Source organism: Mesorhizobium sp. USDA 3734, from assembly GCF_056279665.1.
The window spans coordinates 2,043,803-2,061,465 of the sequence record NZ_JBWCCW010000001.1 but is presented as its reverse complement, the minus strand read 5'-3'; the positions used below and the strand labels follow the sequence as shown (position 1 = coordinate 2,061,465).

At 61.5% G+C, this 17,663-nt stretch carries 16 protein-coding genes and 1 pseudogene; 11 read left to right on the top strand and 6 right to left on the bottom strand.

All coding sequences use genetic code 11. The annotated features are described in order from the left end of the window. Positions 1–13: 13 nt before the first annotated feature. Both ACZ89F_RS09890 and ACZ89F_RS09885 read right to left on the bottom strand, forming a co-directional pair. Positions 14–790 (bottom strand): FadR/GntR family transcriptional regulator, encoded by a 777-nt coding sequence (locus tag ACZ89F_RS09890; RefSeq protein WP_476091526.1) that lies wholly within the window; start codon positions 788–790, stop codon positions 14–16. 102 nt (positions 791–892) lie between these two features. Next, the gene (locus ACZ89F_RS09885) at positions 893–1,789 is read right to left on the bottom strand and encodes an NAD-dependent epimerase/dehydratase family protein (protein WP_476091525.1); all 897 of its coding nucleotides are present in this window, start codon (positions 1,787–1,789) and stop codon (positions 893–895) included. A gap of 119 nt (positions 1,790–1,908) precedes the next feature. On the opposite strand from ACZ89F_RS09885, the gene ACZ89F_RS09880 reads away from it, so the two are divergent. After that, positions 1,909–2,847: an NAD(P)-dependent oxidoreductase gene (locus ACZ89F_RS09880; RefSeq protein ID WP_476091524.1), complete on the top strand. Its 939-nt coding sequence runs from the start codon at positions 1,909–1,911 to the stop codon at positions 2,845–2,847. A 22-nt stretch (positions 2,848–2,869) separates the two neighbouring features. Here ACZ89F_RS09880 and ACZ89F_RS09875 read toward each other — a convergent pair whose 3' ends face one another. Both ACZ89F_RS09875 and ACZ89F_RS09870 read right to left on the bottom strand, forming a co-directional pair. Beyond that, positions 2,870–3,652 (bottom strand): FadR/GntR family transcriptional regulator, encoded by a 783-nt coding sequence (locus ACZ89F_RS09875; RefSeq protein ID WP_476091523.1) that lies wholly within the window; start codon positions 3,650–3,652, stop codon positions 2,870–2,872. Between the two features lie 181 nt (positions 3,653–3,833). Beyond that, a complete protein-coding gene (locus tag ACZ89F_RS09870; RefSeq protein WP_136621389.1) occupies positions 3,834–4,823 on the bottom strand; it encodes a sugar-binding protein in 990 nt (329 codons plus the stop codon). A 467-nt stretch (positions 4,824–5,290) separates the two neighbouring features. On the opposite strand from ACZ89F_RS09870, the gene ACZ89F_RS09865 reads away from it, so the two are divergent. The 4 genes and pseudogenes from ACZ89F_RS09865 (at position 5,291) to ACZ89F_RS09850 (ending at position 8,843) form a co-directional block, all read left to right on the top strand. Next, on the top strand, positions 5,291–6,031 hold the full coding sequence (locus tag ACZ89F_RS09865) for an ATP-binding cassette domain-containing protein (RefSeq protein ID WP_476091522.1): 741 nt from the start codon (positions 5,291–5,293) through the stop codon (positions 6,029–6,031). Positions 6,032–6,072: 41 nt separating this feature from the next. Further along, positions 6,073–7,072 (top strand): annotated as a pseudogene (locus ACZ89F_RS09860) (ABC transporter permease). A gap of 13 nt (positions 7,073–7,085) precedes the next feature. Beyond that, complete coding sequence (locus ACZ89F_RS09855; RefSeq protein WP_476091521.1) at positions 7,086–7,853, top strand: SDR family oxidoreductase; 768 nt, start codon at positions 7,086–7,088, stop codon at positions 7,851–7,853. Positions 7,854–8,015: 162 nt separating this feature from the next. Beyond that, positions 8,016–8,843, top strand: a complete 828-nt coding sequence (locus tag ACZ89F_RS09850; RefSeq protein ID WP_476091520.1) for a helix-turn-helix domain-containing protein — start codon at positions 8,016–8,018, stop codon at positions 8,841–8,843. 213 nt (positions 8,844–9,056) lie between these two features. Here ACZ89F_RS09850 and ACZ89F_RS09845 read toward each other — a convergent pair whose 3' ends face one another. Next, positions 9,057–10,232, bottom strand: a complete 1,176-nt coding sequence (locus ACZ89F_RS09845; protein ID WP_476091519.1) for a YcaO-like family protein — start codon at positions 10,230–10,232, stop codon at positions 9,057–9,059. A 117-nt stretch (positions 10,233–10,349) separates the two neighbouring features. On the opposite strand from ACZ89F_RS09845, the gene ACZ89F_RS09840 reads away from it, so the two are divergent. Beyond that, entirely contained in the window at positions 10,350–10,673 is a 324-nt protein-coding gene (locus tag ACZ89F_RS09840) for a hypothetical protein (protein ID WP_476091518.1), read from the top strand. On the opposite strand, the gene ACZ89F_RS09835 is transcribed toward ACZ89F_RS09840, so the two are convergent. Further along, a complete protein-coding gene (locus tag ACZ89F_RS09835; RefSeq protein ID WP_476091517.1) occupies positions 10,657–12,327 on the bottom strand; it encodes a BTAD domain-containing putative transcriptional regulator in 1,671 nt (556 codons plus the stop codon). The two genes, ACZ89F_RS09840 and ACZ89F_RS09835, sit on opposite strands and share 17 nt — an antisense overlap. 1,147 nt (positions 12,328–13,474) lie before the next feature. Between ACZ89F_RS09835 and ACZ89F_RS09830 the strand changes: the two genes are divergently transcribed. The 5 genes from ACZ89F_RS09830 (at position 13,475) to ACZ89F_RS09810 (ending at position 17,657) form a co-directional block, all read left to right on the top strand. Next, entirely contained in the window at positions 13,475–13,918 is a 444-nt protein-coding gene (locus tag ACZ89F_RS09830; RefSeq protein ID WP_476091516.1) for an SRPBCC family protein, read from the top strand. A gap of 13 nt (positions 13,919–13,931) precedes the next feature. Further along, positions 13,932–14,726, top strand: coding sequence for an FAD binding domain-containing protein (locus ACZ89F_RS09825; protein ID WP_476091515.1), 795 nt, complete (start codon positions 13,932–13,934; stop codon positions 14,724–14,726). Between the two features lie 62 nt (positions 14,727–14,788). Further along, positions 14,789–15,271, top strand: coding sequence for a (2Fe-2S)-binding protein (locus ACZ89F_RS09820; protein WP_476091514.1), 483 nt, complete (start codon positions 14,789–14,791; stop codon positions 15,269–15,271). Positions 15,272–15,283: 12 nt separating this feature from the next. Then, complete coding sequence (locus ACZ89F_RS09815) at positions 15,284–16,651, top strand: xanthine dehydrogenase family protein molybdopterin-binding subunit (protein WP_476091513.1); 1,368 nt, start codon at positions 15,284–15,286, stop codon at positions 16,649–16,651. A gap of 1 nt (position 16,652) precedes the next feature. Further along, positions 16,653–17,657 (top strand): xanthine dehydrogenase family protein molybdopterin-binding subunit, encoded by a 1,005-nt coding sequence (locus ACZ89F_RS09810; RefSeq protein ID WP_476091512.1) that lies wholly within the window; start codon positions 16,653–16,655, stop codon positions 17,655–17,657. The last annotated feature ends 6 nt before the right edge of the window (positions 17,658–17,663 follow it).

Below are 17,663 nucleotides of genomic sequence, written 5' to 3'. Positions count from 1 at the left end.
TCCCTTTATCGGGTTATCGGGCGCGGATGACGCCGTCGGTGTTGGCGAGCAGCTTTCGCACGGCATTGCGTGCCGCGTCCGGCCGCTGCAGGCGGATGTTCTTCTCGATCGCCTCGTGCAGCTTCTGAGCGTGGTTGAGATCGTCGATCTCCCGCGTCGTATAGGCAAAGAGATGATCGAAGGCGGATTCGATCAGCACGCCGAGCGGCACCAGGAGGTCGTTGCCCGAGGCGCGCAGGATGGCGAGGTGAAATCGCGTGTCGGCGCGGGTGCGCTCCTGCAGGCTCGTCGCCTCTCCCATCTCACGGCAGGCCAGACTGATCTCGGCCATCTGTTCGTCCGTGCGCCGCATCGCGGCAAACGCCGTCGCTTCCGGCTCGATGATGTGGCGGAACTCCTGCACGGTCTTCAGGAACACTTCGCGGTCCGGCGACGTCGCGTACCAGGCCAGCACATCGCGATCGAGCAGGTTCCAGCGTTCCTTCGGCTCGACCCAGCTGCCGATCTTGGGGCGTGAGGCCAAAAGGCTCTTGGCCATCAACATCTTGATTGCTTCGCGCACCGCCGAGCGGCTGACGCTGAAGGTCTCCGACCATTTCGCTTCATTGGGCAGGATGGTGCCGGGCGGATAGTCGCCGCGCACGATCCGCAGGCCAATCTCGCTGGCCAGCGACGTGTGCACGCTGGCGCCGGGAATACGCGCCGCGTCGGGCCGGCGAACACCTGAGGGGCGCTCGGCGGCTGCAGGCTTTTTCGGCGATTTTTCCTTGTTCGGCTTTGCGTCCCGCATAGACTTCAGAAAGGCCGGTTTGCAGAGGCTGTCAAGCACCACCGAACGGTTGGGCCGCAAAGCGCACTGCTATGCACAGCCCAACCCCGTTTGCCTGCTCGCTTAGGCGGTTTTGACGTATTTGCGCCAGCTATGCTCCGGGCGGAAACCCAGCACGTCGCGCGCCTTGCGGTTGGAGAGCAGCGTCTCGTATTCGCCGAGCTCGGCCTTGACCGGAACGCCCGGATAGAACCGCTTCAAGAGTTCAGCGGTCGGCAGGTCGGACGAGGTGTCGTCATTGGCGGCGTTGAAAACCTGATAGCCGAGGCCGTCCTTCTCGATGGCGCGCAGCGTGATCTGGCCGAGGTCGCGCGCGTCGACATAGCTCCAGGCGATGCGCTTGCGGAACCCCGGATCGGCGAACCATTTCGGAAACAGCGAATATTCGTGCGGCTCGATGACGTTGCCGATGCGCAAGGCGTAGATGTCGGTACCATCGCGCTGCGCAAAGGCACGCGCCGTCTTCTCGTTGACGATCTTGGACAACGCATAGCTGTCCATCGGGTCGACATCATAGTCCTCGTCGAGCGGGAAATATTTGGGATCGCGCGGTTCGTTGGCGAAGACCAGGCCATAGGTGGTCTCGCTGGAAGCGATGATAACCTTGCGGATGCCGAGCTTCACCGCCGCCTCAATGACGTTGTAGGTGCCGAGCGCGTTGATGCGGAACACCTCATTGTCGGTGGTGATCATGATGCGCGGAATGGCGGCGAAATGGACCACGGCATCGACCGGCTGGGGACGCAGCGACGGGTCGAATTCATGCAGGCCCATATAGCTCGACAGCGCGTTGAACACCTGCCCGCTGTCAGTGATGTCGGTGATCAGCGTACGCACCTTTGGATTGTCGAGCGGCTTGGTGTCGATGTTGAGCACCTGGCAGCCTTGCTCCACCAGATACTGCACGACATGGCGTCCGGCCTTGCCGCTGCCGCCGGTGAACATGATCCGCTTCGTCATTTTGCTCTCCACATCCTCTGGGATTTATGTGTATTGTCAGACAATATCGCCATCCGCAACCACCCTCGCCTGCAAAACGGCAGCGCCTGACATCAATCATTGCAACAGGACTTGAAGACATGAACACGACTGCCGCGAGCGAAAAGATCGGCTTCATCGGCCTTGGCCTGATGGGGCACGGGATCGCCAAGAACATCGTCGACAAGGGCTACAGCCTGACCTTCCTCGGCCGCAAGAACCGCAAGCCGGCGGAGGACCTGCTCGGTCGGGGTGCGAAGGAAGCATCGACCTCGCGCGATGTGGCGGCGGCATCGACAATCGTCTTCATCTGCGTCACCGGCTCACGCGAGGTCGAAGCCATCATTCGCGGCCCCGGCGGCCTCAAGGAGGGCTTGAAAAAGGGCTCGGTCGTCGTCGACTGCTCGACCTCCGATCCGGTCTCGACAGTAGCGCTGGCAGCGGAACTCAAGGCGCTCGGCGTCGATTTTGTCGACGCACCCCTCAGCCGCACGCCGAAGGAAGCCTGGGAAGGCACGCTCGACGCCATGGTCGGCGCGCCGGACGCCCTCTTTGCCAGGGTGAAACCGGTGATCGAAACCTGGGCCGGGCGCATCGTCCATATCGGCGACACCGGCGACGGTCACCGCATGAAACTGCTCAACAATTTCATCTCGCTCGGCTATGCCGCGATCTATTCCGAGGCGCTGGCATTGGCTGAGAAGGTCGGCATCTCGCCGCCGCGCTTCGACAGCGTCATCCGCAATGGCCGTATGGATTGTGGCTTCTACCAGACCTTTATGCGCTGGACGCTGGAGGGCGACCGCGACGCCCACAAATTCACCATCGCCAACGCCTTCAAGGACCTGACCTATCTGGAATCCATGGCCGGTGCCGCCGGCATCGCCAACCCGCTCGGCAACGCCACCAAGAACTCCTTCGCCGGTGCCCATGCAACCGGCCCGGCCGAGCAATTCGTGCCGATGCTGGCGACGCATATCGCTGAGGTGAACGGTGTCGACCTGATGCCGATGAAGGATGGGAAGAAACAGACGATTTGAGATTGCCAAACGCAAGCGTGGATCACCGCCTCCAGCGCCCGATCCCTTCATCGGTATCCGCAAGCAGCTTGTGCACGGCGTTACGCGCTGCGGCCGGGCGCTGCAGGCGGATGTTCTTTTCGATCGCCTCATGCAGCTTCTGAGCCTGGCGCTGATCGCCGACCTGCTGCGTCGTAAATGCGAAGAGATGGTCGAGCGCCGACTCGATCAGCACGCCGAGCGGCACCAGGAGGTCGTTGCCCGAGGCGCGCAGGATGGCGAGGTGAAATCGCGTGTCGGCGCGGATACGCTCCTGCAGGCTCAAGGCCTCGCCCATCTCGCGGCAGGCCTGGCTGATTTCCGCCATTTGCTCGTCGCTGCGCCGCGTGGCGGCAAAGGCCGATGCTTCCGGCTCGATGATGTGGCGGAATTCCTGCACGGTGCGCAGGAACGCCTCGCGATCGGGCGCCGTCGCGTACCAGGCCAGCACGTCACGGTCGAGCAGGTTCCAGCGCTCCTTCGGCTCGACCCAGCTGCCGATCTTGGGCCGCGATGCCAACAGGCTTTTCGCCATCAGCATCTTGATGGCCTCACGCACGGCTGAACGGCTGACATTGAAGATCTCGGCCCATTTGGCTTCGTTGGGCAGGATGGTGCCGGGCGGATAGTCGCCACGCACGATCCGCAGGCCAATCTCGCCGGCCAGCGAGACATGGACGCTGGCTCCCGCAAAGTGCGCGGCACCAGCCTTGCGCATGATGGCCGGACGGGAGCTGGCTTCTGCCTTGGCCCGGGCGGCTCGCTTCTTTGACTTCTCGTCCGGCATCCACGTTCCAATGCGTCGGCCGTCTGTCGTCCGGACTGGACCGAACCTGCGCGGCGCGCCGATCTCGTTGCCGAAAATCCAGATTATGGGCGCACCAAAGCCGGAGCCTTTTGCCCCAACCTATCGCGTCCGTTGAGGAATTGACGGGGCGCCCGTCACCGGGCGCCCCGAAATCGAAACCCTACTTCTGGATGCAGGTGTCGACCGTGTCCTTGGTGCATTCGTCGAGGCCGGTGAACACCGGATCGGCGACGGCTTTGCCCTCGACCAGGTCGATCATCACCGACGGTGCCTTGTAGCCCATTTCGAACGGCCGCTGACCGACCAGAGCAGTCACAAGGCCGTCACGGGCGATCGCCACCTCGTCGCCGATCGTGTCGGCGGCGCCGATGACGAAGTCGTTGCTGGCGATCCGGTCCTTGAGCGGCCCGAACAGATCACGATAGGGCTGCGGCGCGCCAAACAGCGGCCAGCCGCCCATGATGCCGAACGCGTCAAGCTTGGGGTTGGCGGCGAGGATGTCGGTCATCGCCTGCACGCCCTTGGCGCCGTCATCATTGGTGAACACCGGGCAGCCGGCGACTTCGGTCCAGCCACCTTCACCGGCCAGTGCGGCGAGGCCGTCCTTGCCCGACAATGCGTCACGCATGCCCTGGGCACGGCGCAGGATGTTGTCGGCCGCGGGATTGCCCTCGATCGTGCAGATCGTGCCGCCATTCGGCTTGCCCTTCTTGATGTACTCGCCGATCTTCTTGCCCATCAAATAGTTGTCGGTGCCGAGATAGGTCTTGCGAAGGGCTGCATCTTCCTTGCTGAGGTCGGCATCCAGCGTCATGATCGGGATCGTCGGATTGGCGGTCTTGATCGTCTGCGCGATCAGCGGCGCGTTGGATGGCGAAATCGCCATTGCCACCGTGTCGGCCTTGCTCAGCATGTCCTGGACGATCTGCGCCTCGCCGGCTTCGTCGGAAGTCGACGCCGGACCGGTGTAGAAGCATTCATATTCCGAGCTGGCGTTTTCCTTGTTCCATTTCTCGCAGCCCTGGTGGATGGCTTCGAAGAACGGATTGTCGAGACCTTTCACAACGATGACGAGCTGTTTCTTGGCCAAAGCCGGCCCGGCGCCCAATGCCATGGCGGCGACGGCGGCGAGCAAAAGTGTTTTCCTCATGTCAGTCCTCCCTTGAAACAGACGGACACGGCGTGCCCGCCACACAGATCGACCGGATGCGTGATGACAGACGTTCGTTTCGCGAGCGCTCTTGTCGCCAGGACAGATCGATAAGCATTTCCAGATGCGGCTTTGGACCGGCTCAAACACGCGTGCCGCCGGACCCTCGACCGATAAACCTCCGCCGATTCCGTCAGGCGAACCGCCAGCGGGGATCGGCATAATCTCCTCCGACGCTTAGCTAATATCGGCTCGCCGCCAACGTCAATGCTATTTGTCCTACAAAACGGATTTTTAGAATAACCCGGACTTCAATTCGTCCGACAATTGATTGACGCGCGCCGGCTTTTGCGTAAAACAACGCTAACGCTGTTTCCGGGAGGAGCTGGGGAGAGCGGGGCCAAAGCAGCGCCGGCATTCACGCCGGGAACAGCAGCAGGCCGCAAGGCACGGGGAGGCAAAGGCTGGTGGCGGTTCTCGAACTCACCAACATCTCAAGGCATTTCGGCGCCATCCAGGCGGTCAACGACGTTTCGCTGTCGATCGAGCCCGGACAGGTGGTCGGCCTGATGGGTGACAACGGCGCCGGCAAGTCGACGCTGGTCAAGATGATCGCCGGCAATTTCCGCCCAAGCCATGGCACCATGCACATGGACGGCAAGGAATTGATCCTGCACAAGCCGGCGGAAGCCCGCCAGCACGGCATCGAGATCGTCCACCAGGACCTTGCGCTCTGCAACAATCTGACCGCCGCCGCCAATGTCTATCTTGGCCGCGAGCTGCGGCGCGGCGTCGGCCCGTTCCGCATCCTCGACTATGCGACGATGTACAGGCGCGCCGGCCAGCTCTTCGCCGAATTGAAGTCCGAGACCCGTCCGCGCGACCTCGTCAAGCAGATGTCGGGCGGTCAGCGCCAGGCGGTGGCTATTGCCCGCACCATGCTGTCGCAGGCCAAGATCGTGCTGATGGACGAACCGACGGCGGCAATCTCGGTGCGTCAGGTCGCCGAGGTGCTGAATCTGATCCGCCATTTGCGCGATCAGGGCATCGCCGTGGTACTGATCAGCCACCGCATGCCTGACGTCTTCACCGTCGCCGACCGCGTCATCGTCATGCGGCGCGGCCGCAAGGTTGCCGACAAGACGATTGCGTCGAGTTCGCCCGAGGAAGTCACCGGGCTGATCACCGGCGCCATCGAACAGGTTTGATTTCAGCGAATTCCACCACGCACAGCAGATGAAGGTCGACGATGGCACTGACAATTGACCAGCCGATCGAACACAAGCAGCAATCCTTGGCCGCGCGGTTGTTTGCCAGCCAGACCTTCTGGGTGGTGATCGCCGTCATCCTCGCCTGCCTGTTCCTGTCGTTTGCCACCGACGCGTTCGCCACGTCGAAGAACCTCTACAACATCACCCGCAACATCACCTTCGTCGCCATCATCGCGCTCGGCATGACCTTCGTCATCATCACCGGCGGCATCGACCTGTCGGTCGGCTCGGTGCTGTGCCTGTCGTCGATGGTGCTGGCCGTCACCATGCATGCCGGCTACTCGATCGAGGTCGGCATCCTGGCTTCGATCGCCACCGCGCTCGCCATTGGCGCTTTCAACGGCATCCTGATCGCCTATCTCGGCTTTCCACCCTTCGTGGTGACGCTCGGCATGCTGTCGATCGCCCGCAGCCTGGCCATGGTCGCCTCCAACAACACCGTCGTCTTCCAGTTCGGACCGGATCACGCCAAGCTTCTGGCATTGGGCGGCGGCGCCTGGGTGTTCGGCATCGCCAATCCGGTGCTTTACATGATCCTTCTGGCACTGATCACCGGCTTCATCCTGCGTTGGACCAAGTTCGGCCGGCATATCTTCGCCATCGGCGGCAACGAGCATGCGGCGACGCTGACGCGGCGTTCCGGTGCGACAGATCAAGGTCGCGGTCTACATGATCTCGGCGCTGTCGGCGGGCATTGCCGGCATCATCCAGACCGGCTGGCTGGGCGCCGTCACCACCAATCTCGGCACCGGCATGGAGCTCCAGGTGATCGCCGCCACCGTCATCGGCGGCGCCAATCTGGCCGGCGGCGTCGGCACCGCCTTCGGCGCCATCGTCGGCGCGGCGCTGATCGAGGTGATCCGCAACAGCCTTGGCCTGCTCGGCATCAATGCCTTCTGGCAAGGTGTCTTCATCGGCGGCGCCATCCTGCTGGCGGTGCTGTTCGACCGCATCCGCAATTTCCGCCGCAGCGACTAGGCCGGGACAGTCCGTGACGAACTCCCTGTTCAGCCTCGATGGGCGGCTTGCGCTGATCACCGGTTCCGGCCAAGGCATAGGGTTCGCCTTGGCTCGCGGTCTCGCAGAACACGGCGCCAGCGTGGTGCTGAACGGCCGCGATGCCGCCAGGATCGGCAGCTCGGTCGATACGCTGCGTGATGCCGGCTTCAAGGCGCATGCTTCGACCTTCGACGTCACCGATTTTGAAGCGGTCAACGCGGACATTGCCCGCATCGAGGCCGAGATCGGCGCCATCGATGTCCTCGTCAACAATGCCGGCGTGCAGTTCCGCGCCCCGCTCGAGGATTTTCCCGAGGAGCAATGGGAGCGGCTATTCAAGACCAATGTGTCGGGCGCCTTCCATGCCGGCAAGGCGGTCGCCCGCCACATGATCCCGCGCGGCAAGGGCAAGATCATCAACATCGGCTCCGTGCAGAGTGAACTGGCCCGGCCGAACATCGCGCCCTATACCGCCACCAAGGGTGCGATCCGCAACCTGACCCGGGGGATGTGCGCCGACTGGGCGAGATACGGCCTGCAGATAAATGCGCTCGCGCCCGGCTATTTCCGCACAGAGATGAACCAGGCGCTGGTCGACAATCCGGAATTTTCCACCTGGCTGGAAAAGCGCACGCCGGCCGGGCGCTGGGGAAATGTCGACGAGCTGATCGGCGCCGCGGTGTTTCTGGCGTCAGATGCCTCGTCCTTTGTCAACGGCCATACGCTGTATGTCGATGGCGGCATGACGGCTTCGGTTTGAGGGCCACCTTGCCTTCCCGCCTATCGCTCAGTCTGAAAATCCGCCCACATCGGCCACCATTCACCCTCGCCCCAACCCCGCGTCTTGACGCGGGCCCGAACTCAGCCACACTATCCCCGTTGCAGGCGAAGGGAGGCCAGTCGTCTGCGGGAGGATATACCCATGACGGAAGCGATCAGGCTCTACTGGGGCCGGTTCGGACATGTTTCTGTCCTGAATGTCGCAAGCGACTTCGTCACCCATGCCCATGTCGAGGCACATCTGATCATCTGGCTGGAAGGCACGGCCGGAGAAATGACCATAGGCCGCGAAACGGTGCCGCTTGGACCGCGCACCGCCGCCGGCATCAACTCCTTCCAGCCGCACAGCCATATTCTATCGCAAAACGGGACGCCCGGTCTGTTTCTCGCCTTCTACATCGATCCGGACTGGGCGCGGCGACGGCGCGACCTGCCTTCGGCCGCACCGCTGTTTGCGCAGGCGGCGATAACGCTCGAACCATGGCTGCACCAGGCCGCCGCAAATCTGCTCGACCATCTCAGCGACAATGAGAGCATCGACGACATCGCCAATTACGAGATCGAGCGTTTCATCGACAGCGTGCTCGATGCCGCCGATGCCTCGGCGCCGCAGGAGGCGCGTGTCCGCATCAACACCATGCAGGATTTCCGCGTCCGCAAGGCGATCCAGTTGATGAAGGCGAATGTCTGCGAGCGCATCTGCTTCGACGACGTGGCACGCAGCGTCGGCCTGTCGCGGCCGCATTTCTTCGCGCTGTTCAAGGAACAGACCAATCTGACGCCCAACGTCTACTGGAACACGCTGCGCATGGAGGAAGCGGTGCGGCAGCTGCAATGGTCGCAGGAGCCGCTGATCTCGGTCGCCTGCAATCTCGGCTTCACCACGCAAGGCAATTTCTCGCGCTTCTTCCGCGACCATGTCGGCGTGCCGCCGACGCTCTACCGCGAAGCGGCGCGAGCGATCGCCTGAACCAACCGCCAGCCGCCCGTGCGGTATAGCCATCAGGACCGTCGCGTATCGACCCGGAGCGGAAGCTCGTTTGCGCTCGGCCGAATTGCCGATGATCCCAGCGGGCATTGAACTACCGCAGCGCGCCAATGTTGCGATGACGGCGCTATCTCTCGCTTGTTAGCTGGCGGAGCCGACCGGCTTCAGCATCAGTCGATATTGCGATCCCTGATGCTAGATTAGAATGACGTTACCATCGAAAGAGGTCTCGTCGAATGCCTCGCGCGCCCAACCAAGAGTCCGAGGTACAGACTGCAGTCGGCCTCTTCGAAACCTGGGCCGCCATGACCGGAGGCAAGGTGATAATGCACGAACAACTTTGAATGTATCGTCCGGCAGATCAAGGTCCACAAATACCACTGGTGCCCCTGTCCTTTTCGCAACTACATCGCTCAGATCCGCAGCTGGCGAGTTGGTAGAAGGAATGGTCGTTGCGTCGAGATCGGGCAAGAGGTGGGCCATGCGTGTAACCGATGCGGAGCGCGACCAAGACAAGAACCGTCCGGCTGGGCCTTCTGGCCTACCGGACTGCAACGCCCTCTTCTCGGCGAGGATAAGCGATAGCTCGCTCTGCAACATCTCGAGGACGGCCGACTGGCTGGCTTGCCGGACCGACAAATGCGCTGCGAAACCATAGGCGATATTCGAGCCGTTCTGATCGGCCGAAATGGCGGCGATGACTGGCACGCCGAGGTCGTTTGTAAGATCCAGGAGCCAGGTGCGTCGTTGCCGCCGCTCAAGCCAACGTCGCAGATCCGAATGGGCCGGTTCATCAAGCGTTCCGAGCGACACCGGAGGACGTCTTATGCGTCCGTACCACCAGATAGCGACAGCATCTCGTTCCACAAGTTCCAGCAGCGCGGCGACCTGGGCGGTGGAGCGGTCAATGCCAGCGGCAAGACCATTGCTATCTGTCGGTCCCTCACCGAGCACGACGTTGACGATTGGCACGAATACGTCTGGGCCAGCGCGATTTGGCTTCGCCAGGCACCAACTGGTGCAGTTGGAGACATGTTCCTTGACGACCGACCATGCGCGCGGTGTGATCAATTCACCTGGATCGGCACCATCTCGGAGTTGAATATCCGAAAACTGCCAAAAATGGTTGGGCGCGATAGAACTTCCTGGCAGATCGGTTGCACGCGCCTCAATAATCTGGAGAGCATCGATTTGAGAAGCAGCCGCTCGCTCCGCCATTTCGCCTAGACAGGATGCCAGCGCATTCTGGCGCGTCAGACCCCGTCCCGAGCCGAGTATCTCGGCTTTGCCAGCGGACTCCCGTGCAGCGATGATGAACTCCGCAGGAGCATCAGTATGCGCCAGATGAAGTAAATCGAAATTTCGGTTCACCGGTTCAGTACGCCCTCTTTGTGCTGACGGTCTTATGTGTTAGAGTTCTCTAAAATTGCTCTGAGCCATACATTCTGGACTTACGAAAGCTTGAAAAGCTTACCAAGGAGGTATGAGATGCGACTCCGGACCATCCCTGCCGTAAAGGGCAGCAAGTCGCTAACTTTTAAAGCCAACTCAACGGCCTGCCTGAAAGTGGGAGAACTTATTTATCGAGCCGCTACTGACAAAGCCGAATTCGACAAGTTCGCCGAGAACCCAAAACTCTTCTTGGGGCAAGCCGATATAAAGCCGTCGCAGTTGGCTGATTTGACGATAAAGGTTGTCCGAGACAAAAAGTCTGTCGTGCATATCGTGATACCGGTGGTGAATGAGAGCAAAGGAGGCTTAAAAAAATACCTACGAGAGCTGGGTTTCGTGACAATTATGGGGTGTAAATAGTAATCGGCATCGGAGAACCTGTGACCTCTGTGAGAAGTGTGGCAATGCAGGCGAGAAACTCCTCGCGTCTGTGCCTGTCAGCCACCAGGATGATCTGATCCAACCACTTTAGCGCAGCAGCAGGGCTAAAGTTACACGCGCCTCCCCAATGATTTTCAACTACCTGCAGGAATGCAACCGTGGATGCGCGAGCTTCGTCGTGGCGCGCGCTTTTGGCCAACGCGAACGCATTCCAAGCAAGGGGCTCGGCCAATCCGAATGACCGCAGTGCCGAGCCGTGGAAAAGGGCTCGTTCGTAGGCCCCGAGTATGGCAAATGCCTGAAGTCCGAAGCAGTGGAAAAAGTCGGGCGCGGCAGGATGAAGCAGAAACGCCCTTTCGGCATACCTGACGGCCGCATTTGCGTCACCGCTGTAAGCGAGGCCCTCAGACGCGGCAATCAATACCAAAGGATCACAGGGGTCAAGCTCGACCGCGCGTCTGAACTCCCTTTCACCTTGGGTGTAAAGGCCCGTGCGATAATAAGCCCATCCTAGAACTCCGTGGTTCCTGGCGTCCCATGGATCGATCGCCACTGCATTCTTCGCTAATGCGAGCGCCTCGCTAAACGAATGTGGCGTGGCCTCGTTGCCGGGATTCGCCATAGGGTAAGAAAGTTGAATGGAGGCAAGTCCTGCGATTGGGCGAGAAAATCCCGAGTCCAGCGCGGCGGCTCGATGCAACATTGAGACAGCGCTGGCGAGATCAGCAGGACGAAAACTTTCGGTTAGTTGGTCGGCATTCAGCCATAGACTGTAAGCGTCCTCTAGTTCTTTGGCTGCCTGACGATGGTCGGTGGCGATTGCGTATTCGACGTGACTGACAATCCGATCCAAATCGGCCAGCGACTCTGCAACAATGCCCAGGTTTTCATTGTCCATTCGCTCCGAAAGGAGATGCGTCCGATCGATGTTCCTGCTCAATCTGAAAGAAGCCTGCAGTCGCCTTTCGTCGACCCACATATTCATTGTGAGCGTGTAAGTCGCATCGAGGCGTTCGTCGGGGTGCGTTGGGAGCAACAACGCAAGACTGTGCGATCGTCCCAATGCACCCACCAGCTCCTCAAACAGGAAACCAGCGAGCCCGTTGGTAAACTCCGGCGGCCCTACTGGTGGCCTGGCAATCAACGCGACGGAAGGCAGCCGCCGGCAAGTCAATGACCGGCCTGATTCTTGTCGGTTCAAAGCTTCGCGCTGGGGACCCTGCGCGGCTTCGGCGAGCCGCCGTAAAGCCAATGGGGGCTCGGAATCAAGATCACGTCTAAATGCCTCGCGGCATGCCTCATAGCGTCGAAGAGCTGCGGATGCATTGCCTTTGTCTAGCGCCCATCCAATCAACGCCGAGTGAGCAGCCTCGTTTGTTGGCTCAATTCGAATGAGATACTCCGCCAGTTTGTGAAGGTCCGGCTCGCATCCCGTTCGAACAGCGACCGCCAGAGCCACGCCAGCCGAACGTACGAAAATTTCTGTTATGTGCATCCGCTCGATGCTCAACCAGGCGTCGAATTCGGGATCCGGAGAAAGCAGGCCCTCCAAGAGTCCACCATCCCAATGGTCCGCCGCAAAGAGGATTGCTTCGGGGTTCCCTTGAGCCAACATCTGTTCGACTATCCGCACATCGACGCGAAGTTCTCCCAGATCTATTCCAATCGTGTCTCTTGTGGCTCGAAGGAGCTGCTTGGCTCTTGCTCCGAATGTGCGCCTGAGGTCGGCCAAGGTTTGGCGAAGCGAGTCGCGCGCTTGTTCGTCACCTCTGCCACTCCATAGCAATCCGCAGATTTTCTCTCGCGTGGCTTGCCCATCGCGCTGGAGCGCCAGAAAAGCGAGTAAGCAGACAGACCTTCGGGATTTTGGAGTCAGGTCGCGCCCGTCGCAATCGTGCAAGGCAACTCTGCCCAGCAACTTTAGGTACGGCCGCGTGTCTGGTTCAGTTGCTCCGACCATAGGTCACGACGCCTCACATCGTGTAATTTAGCTCAATATCATGTATCACGTCTTAGGTCTCCAATCCTTTTCCGGCAGCCATCGCCCGTCAAATCAGAATTTCCGGTTTCGAGTTTTTCACGATCGGGGCTTCTTTTTTTCACGGAAGGCTCCGGACCCGTTCGTAACCTCCATGCAGTTTCTCAATCACGAGAGACTAATAATCAATAAAAGGAGGTTGACATGTTGTACTTTGCTTCTAACCAGACTACTCGCACCACTCGTACGGTTTCACTTGTAGTGTTCGGCCTTTTGGCGAACTCGATCGTGAGCGAAGCCGCCTACTCGAATACCGCCCCCTTCGTCGGCGTTCACAGTCTACGTGCCGACAATGGCGACTTCGATACTTGGGGCGACCCGGCGACTCGAGATTCGTTCGTCGCCAAAGCCATGGTGGACCCTGTCCAGGCAGGGGCCATCGGGAACGCCGGCGCCGAGCCGACGTCCAAGTGTCTCGGGGTGAGCCCACGAATATATGACCCTGTCAGTCCCAATTGCCGGAACTGAGGTCCAGAAAGGGGCGGTATGGCACCGCCCCTTTCTAGCCAGGCGGATGCGCCGCGAGAGGTAGCTTGGCGCAAAACGGACCCAGCAGCCTACAATCGCTGCTGGCAAACGGCGCAATCAAAGGCTTCATGCATCTTGAAGTGTGGCAAAGGAAGAAATCCGGAGGTCAACCCTTTTTCAGACTCCTTGATACGCGCTCAAGACGCATTGATAAGCGCCGGTGAAGCGGCCGCCCTACCCTTGCTCCGGATCGTTTTTGCAAGGGAACATTTGAATGGCCAAAGTCACCATCTCCAGCGTCATCGACGCGCCGGTCGAAAAGGTCTGGGCGCGCATACGCGACTTCAACGGCCTGCCAGGTTGGCATCCGCGCATGGTGGAAAGCCATATCGAAGACGGCAAGGACGCCTCAACGATCGGCAGCGTGCGCAACTTCCAGCTCGCCAGCGGCGCCCGCATCCGTGAAAAACTGCTCGACTTCTCCGATCAGAATTTCCTCGTCAGCTACTCCATCTTGGAGACGCCGCAGCCGCTGACCAATCACAAGGCGACGCTGCAGTTGCGTCGCGTGACCGATGGCGACCGCACCTATGCCGAATGGACCGCCAGCTTCGACGCGCCACCCGAGGAAGCCGACAAGATTGCCGAGGGCATGGGCGCCAATGTCTTCCAGGGCGGCTTCAACGCCCTGAAAAGCCATTTCGCCGGCCAGAGCTGACAGGAGCCGAGCCATGGCGCTAGCACTGCAGACTTTTGCAACGGTGAAGGACGCCAACGCGGCGCTGAAAGCCGCTGGCACGCGCTATCTCGGTGGCGGTACACTGGTGGTCCGCGCGGCCAATGAAGGCGATGTTTCGGTCTCCGGTCTTATCCGCTCGACCGAGCCGTCTCTGTCCACCATCGCAGTTGCGGGCGATAAAGTCCGCATTGGCGCTTCGGTGACCATGGCGGCGATCGCCCGCCATCCGGACCTCGGCGCACTTGCCAAGGCCGCCCGCGCCGTCGGTGGCCCGGCAATCCGCAACATGGCGACGGTCGGCGGCAATCTGTTTGCCCCGGCTCCCTATGGCGATTTCGCCGTTGCCCTGCTGGCGCTCGACGCCACGATCAGCACCGATGACGGCGAGATGCCGATCGAGACTTTTCTGGCCGATCGGGACGGCAGTCGCGCCATCGTCACTTTGGTGAGCTTCACGCTTCCGAAGGCCGACAGTTTCCGCTTCCTGAAAGTGTCGAGGGTCAAGCCCAAAGGCGTCTCCGTGCTCAGCATCGCCGCTATTCTGGCACAGTCGCCAGACGGCACCGTCTCTTCGGCGCGGATCGCGCTCGGCTGTATGGCCGACCGGCCAGTGCGTGCCAGCGCGGCGGAAAAGGCCCTGCTCGGCCGGACGCTGACCGCTGACGGCATCGCGCCGGCCTTGGCCGCAGCCGGTTATGGCACCTCGCCCATCACCGATCCGATTGCCAGCGCCTGGTATCGCAACGAAGTCCTGCCGGTCCATCTCGGCCGGCTGCTGCTCGCATAATATTTCGTTCGGGGGGCGCGCGTCTGTCCGATGGTTCGGGCAGGCGCGCTGGGAGGGAAAACATGGCAAAGGTTCCGGTTCAATTCACGCTCAACGGTTCTGAAAAGGCCGAATTCGTCGACAGCGGCACGACGTTGCTGCACGCCTTGCGCGACAAGATCGGCGACACCTCGCCGAAAGGCGGTTGCCATCAAGGCACCTGCGGCGCTTGCTCCGTCATCATCGACGACGAGCTCCGGCTCTCCTGCCTGACCTTGGCCGAGACTTGCAACGGGGCGACCATCAGCACGACATCAGGCCTTTCGGAAAGCGGCGTCTTGCATCCCTTGCAGCGCGCCTTCCTCGACACGTTCGCCACGCAATGCGGCTTCTGCACGCCGGGCATGATCATGGCGGCCAAGGTGCTGCTCGACCATACGCCCAACCCCAGCCGCGACGAGGTGGTCGAGGCGCTGTCCGGGAACATCTGCCGCTGCACTGGCTACGAGCCGATCATCCAGGCGGTGCTGACCGCCGCCCGATCCAACTCTCAGAACGCGGCTTGAGGGAACAAAAGAATGGAACTGCGCAAGAACTACTTCGCCGATGTCCGCAAGGACGATCTGCACGAGATCGGCCAGCCCCGCCCGCGCTCGGATTCGCCCGGCCATGTCACCGGCAAGACCGCCTTTTTCGCCGACCGGAACTTTCCCGGCATGCTGCACCTGAAGATGGTGCGCAGCCCGCATCACCATGCCCGCATCCGCTCGATCGACACGTCGGAGGCGGAGAAGCATCCGGGCGTGGTGAAAATTCTGACCGCCAAGGACGTGCCGCACAATGTCTACACCATCCTGATCCTGATCCAGATCGGGCCGGAGGACGAGACGGTGCTGGCCGACGGCAAGGTGCGCTGGAAGGGCGAGGCCGTGGTGGCGGTGCTGGCCGAGACCGAGCGCGCCGCGCAAGAGGCTGCCGCCAAGGTCAAGATCGATTACGAGGTGCTGCCGGCCGTCTTCGACATGGAGGAGGCGCTGAAGCCCGGCGCGCCGCTGGTCAACGAATATCACGGCCAGAACTATTATCTCTATGACAGCGGCGAGTGCCGCAAGGTGCGCTTCGGCGATGTCGAAGCGGGCTTCGCCGGCGCCGACCACGTGCTGGAACAGAGCTACCAGTCCTCGCCGATCGAGCATGCGCCGACCGAGACCACCGGTTGCGTCGTGGCGCCCGAGGGTAACGACCGCTTCACCTGCTACACCAACACGCAGGCGATGTTCTTCACGCTCGACAACACCTCGATCATTCTGCAGATGCCCGGCAGCAAATTGCATTTCGTCGGCGGCACCGTCGGCGGCGGCTTTGGCGGCAAGGTCGACGTCATTGTCGAGCCGATCGCCATCCTCGGCGCAAAATTAACCGGGCGACCAGTCTGTTTTATCTACAGCCGCGAGGAGGAGATGCAGATATCGTCGCCGCGCGCGGCCGAAAAGGTCGTCATCAAGGACGGCGTCATGAAGGACGGCCGCATCGTCGCGCGAAAAGTCACCGGCTATACCGACGCCGGCGCCTATTCGCGCCACTCGCCCTATGGTGCGCAGAAGGGTGCGGGGCACTATCCCGGCCCTTACACGATCCCCAATGTCTGGATCGACACCTATTGCGTCTACACCAACCGCACACCGTCCTCCGCCATGCGTGGCTTCGGCGTCACCATCGGTGACTTCGCGCTGGAGGTGCAGATGGACAAGCTGGCGCGGCTGATCGGCATGGACCCGCTCGAATTCCGCTTCATCAACGCCTATCGCGACGGCGACATGAAGGCGCACCGCCAGCCGACCGAGGGGGCGGCGCTGATCGAATGCATGCAGGAAGCCTCGCGCGCCGCCAACTGGCCGGTGGCGGAGAAATTCATGGCGATGTCGTCCTACGTGAAGGGAGCTTGAGATGGCGATCAGGCGTGGACGCGGCGTCGCCGCGATCAACTATCCCACCGGCATGAATCTCGGCGGCGACCCTACCCAGGCCCTGGTGCATTCGACGCCGACCGGCAATTTCATGGTGACGCTGTCCTCGGTCGATCTCGGCCAGGGCATGAAGCAGATCATGGCGCAGATCTGCGCCGAGACGATCGGCGTGCCGACCGACCGCGTCGTCGTCGATACCGCCGACACCGACACCGGCCCGCATTGCATGGGCACGTTTGCCTCGCGCGGCACCCACCGCGCCGGCAACGCCGTCATCCAGGCAGCCAGGGAAGCCCGCCAGGTGATGCTGGAAGTGGCGGCAGAGGAACTGGAGGTGAATGCCTCCGACCTCGAGACCGACGGCCAGGGCAACATCCTGGTCAAGGGCGCGCCGCAAAAGTCGATCTCGATCTTCGATGTCGCGCTGTCGGCGCATTTCAAGCGCGGCCGCTCGATCTCCGGCCGCGGCATGTTCCTCATCCCGCGCTCCTATCCGGAGAAAGAGACCGGCGCGATGAAGCCGTCGACCTGCTACGCGCACGCCTGCACGGTGGCCGAGGTCGAGGTCGACGACGAGACCGGCGAGGTGACCGTGCTGACGGTGAAGAACATTTTCGAGATCGGCCGCGCGCTGAACCCTAAAATGGTCGAGCAACAGCTGGTCGGCGGCTCGTGGATGGGCATCAGCCACGCACTCTATGAGACCACCGAGCCCTACTATCCCAACCGCGACCATGGCGGCACCGACTTCAACCAGTATCTGATGCCCGGCCCCGGCGACCTCGCCGAAACGGAGATCATCGTGCTGGAACGGCCCTCGGCTGATGGGCCCTATGGCGCCAAGGGACCGGGCGAGATGTGCGCCAACCCGCAGATTCCGGCGGTCGCCAATGCCGTCTTCGACGCCGTCGGCGTGCGCATCGACACGCTGCCGATCACGCCGGAGCGCATCCTGCGCGCGCTGAAGGCGCAAGCGGCGAACTGAGGGCTG

Bases quoted from the DNA above. Each gene is read 5' to 3' on its own strand.
- ACZ89F_RS09830 (WP_476091516.1), top strand. From the start codon at position 13,475: ATGGCCAAAGTCACCATCTCCAGCGTCATCGACGCGCCGGTCGAAAAG.
- ACZ89F_RS09840 (WP_476091518.1), top strand. From the start codon at position 10,350: ATGCGACTCCGGACCATCCCTGCCGTAAAGGGCAGCAAGTCGCTAACT.
- ACZ89F_RS09815 (WP_476091513.1), top strand. From the start codon at position 15,284: ATGGAACTGCGCAAGAACTACTTCGCCGATGTCCGCAAGGACGATCTG.
- ACZ89F_RS09880 (WP_476091524.1), top strand. From the start codon at position 1,909: ATGAACACGACTGCCGCGAGCGAAAAGATCGGCTTCATCGGCCTTGGC.
- ACZ89F_RS09850 (WP_476091520.1), top strand. From the start codon at position 8,016: ATGACGGAAGCGATCAGGCTCTACTGGGGCCGGTTCGGACATGTTTCT.
- ACZ89F_RS09820 (WP_476091514.1), top strand. From the start codon at position 14,789: ATGGCAAAGGTTCCGGTTCAATTCACGCTCAACGGTTCTGAAAAGGCC.
- ACZ89F_RS09890 (WP_476091526.1), bottom strand. From the start codon at position 790: ATGCGGGACGCAAAGCCGAACAAGGAAAAATCGCCGAAAAAGCCTGCA.
- ACZ89F_RS09870 (WP_136621389.1), bottom strand. From the start codon at position 4,823: ATGAGGAAAACACTTTTGCTCGCCGCCGTCGCCGCCATGGCATTGGGC.
- ACZ89F_RS09885 (WP_476091525.1), bottom strand. From the start codon at position 1,789: ATGACGAAGCGGATCATGTTCACCGGCGGCAGCGGCAAGGCCGGACGC.
- ACZ89F_RS09810 (WP_476091512.1), top strand. From the start codon at position 16,653: ATGGCGATCAGGCGTGGACGCGGCGTCGCCGCGATCAACTATCCCACC.
- ACZ89F_RS09825 (WP_476091515.1), top strand. From the start codon at position 13,932: ATGGCGCTAGCACTGCAGACTTTTGCAACGGTGAAGGACGCCAACGCG.
- ACZ89F_RS09875 (WP_476091523.1), bottom strand. From the start codon at position 3,652: ATGCCGGACGAGAAGTCAAAGAAGCGAGCCGCCCGGGCCAAGGCAGAA.